General features: G+C 72.7%; 3 protein-coding genes and 1 pseudogene. All 4 read right to left on the reverse strand.

The genetic code is table 11. From position 1 onward, the window contains the following. The coding region (locus ACTIR_RS21830; protein WP_034238495.1) for a membrane protein at positions 1 to 451 on the reverse strand (451 nt) is incomplete at its 3' end. A gap of 7 nt (positions 452 to 458) precedes the next feature. Then, positions 459 to 857, reverse strand: coding sequence for a helix-turn-helix domain-containing protein (locus tag ACTIR_RS0105140; protein ID WP_026453474.1), 399 nt, complete (start codon positions 855 to 857; stop codon positions 459 to 461). Positions 858 to 898: 41 nt separating this feature from the next. Then, positions 899 to 1,579 (reverse strand): AAA family ATPase, encoded by a 681-nt coding sequence (locus tag ACTIR_RS0105145; RefSeq protein WP_026453475.1) that lies wholly within the window; start codon positions 1,577 to 1,579, stop codon positions 899 to 901. A 7-nt stretch (positions 1,580 to 1,586) separates the two neighbouring features. Next, positions 1,587 to 1,783 (reverse strand): annotated as a pseudogene (locus ACTIR_RS26300) (zf-TFIIB domain-containing protein); the annotation flags it as partial.

Raw genomic sequence — 1,783 nt, forward strand, 5'->3', positions numbered from 1 at the left:
TCAACCGGGACACCATCTCGTCCACCCGCTCCCGGGTGTCGGAGGTGACGTCGTCCATTCGCTCCTGTGCGCTGTGCAGGGCCTCCTCCAGCTGTTCGACGGCCTGCCGCACCTGTGGTTGCTCGGACAGCCGGTCCCAGGTCTGCTCGCCGGACTCGGCGAGCCTGCGGTAGAGCCGCAACGCGGAGTCGGTGTACTCGTCGAGCAGCTTGCGCAGTTCCGCCGGGTCGAGACGGTCCCGGAGCTGTTCCAGCTCGCCGGGAAGCTCCTCGATGTTCCGGCGCGCGCTCTCGCTGCTCTCGGTCACCCGTTCCCGCGCCTTCGACACGGCGTCGGCCACCGCCTCCCCCGCGAGGTTGCCCGCACCGAGTGCGGCGAGCAGCGACGTCCGCACCTGCTCCCGCGCGGTGTGCACCGCCTTGCGCACGTCGTCCGTTCGGGTCGTCTCCATCGCCGGATCACTCCTTGGCCGTGGACCCGGTCACGCCGGGCCCGCGGGTGTCGGTGTCGTCGGTCCCGGGTGCCGCCCCGACCTCGCTCTCGTTCTCCCGGAGGAACGAGCCGTAGATGTCGAGCAGCACCTGCTTCTGTCGTTCGGTGAGCCGGGTGTCGGCGTGCACCGCCTCGGCGACCGGCCCGCCGACGGGGTGGTCGAGGATGCCCGCCTGCACGTACAGCGCCTCGGCCGAGATGCGCAGCCCCTTGGCGATCTGCTGCAGGATTTCCGCGCTCGGCTTGCGCAAACCCCGTTCGATCTGGCTGAGGTACGGGTTCGACACCCCGGCCAACCTGGACAACTGACGCAGCGAGATCTTCGCGTGGCTGCGCTGGAGACGGATGTAGCCACCGATGTCCACCCGTGCCGTCACCTCCCCGCCACCGACGGTACGCACGGGTGCTAACTGTGGCAAGCACCCGGCTCGCACCCGTCCGGGTGGTCCGCCTCCGGGAGGAGGTCGTCGAGTCCCCGCCGTACCCAGTCCTCCGCGCGGTCGACCGCCTCCGTCAGCGGTGCGGCGGTCGTGTCGAACAGGTCGACCGGCGGGGCGAGCGTGTGCGCCTCCGCCCGCAGCCAGTCGTTGAACTCCAGCATCTCCGCGATGCGGGGTTCGTCCCATCCACGCCACGCGGGCCGCGCGCGGAGCCGCCGTGCGAGCACGTCCGACTCCGCGGTGAGCGCCAGGTAGCGGATGTCGGCGAAGAACACCCGCTCGGGCAACGGCTCCAGCTCGGGCGGCACGACGGTGCCGCACAGCACCACCGGCCGCCCGCTCTGGTGGATCATCGCGGCCATCCGCAACCACGTCGCCCGGAAGGCGGGATGCCCGTCGACGTCGTCGCGCAGACCGCCGGTCCACAGCACGTCCTGCTCCAGCACGACCACCCGGTCCGCCAGGCGCGCGGCGAGCTCCGGCCCCACCGTGGACTTGCCCGCCGCGCTCGGCCCGGTCAACGCGAACAGGGGCAGCCTGCGGAACGTCCGGCGGTGCGCGCACCGCGCGCAGACCAACGCCCCGTGCTCGACGGACGGGTGCTCCGCGCGGTCCCCGCAGGCGGGGCAGATGCGCAGATCGAGCACGCCCGCGTCAGTCGAACAGGCTCTCGAGGAACGAGCGCCTGCGCCGGTGTCCGTACGGGCGCGGCGAGTCGCGGTAGCCGCCCCGGTACGGGCTCGGCGAGTCGGGCTTGCCCCGGTACGGCGCCGGGGAGTCCCCGTAGCCGTACGGCCGGGTCGGCGGTGGAGGTGGGGGCGCCGCGTGCGGTGGTGGCGGCGCGTGCGGTG

The sequence above is a fragment of the Saccharomonospora iraqiensis subsp. iraqiensis genome, from assembly GCF_000430445.1.
GTDB classification, from domain to species: Bacteria; Actinomycetota; Actinomycetes; order Mycobacteriales; family Pseudonocardiaceae; genus Saccharomonospora; species Saccharomonospora iraqiensis.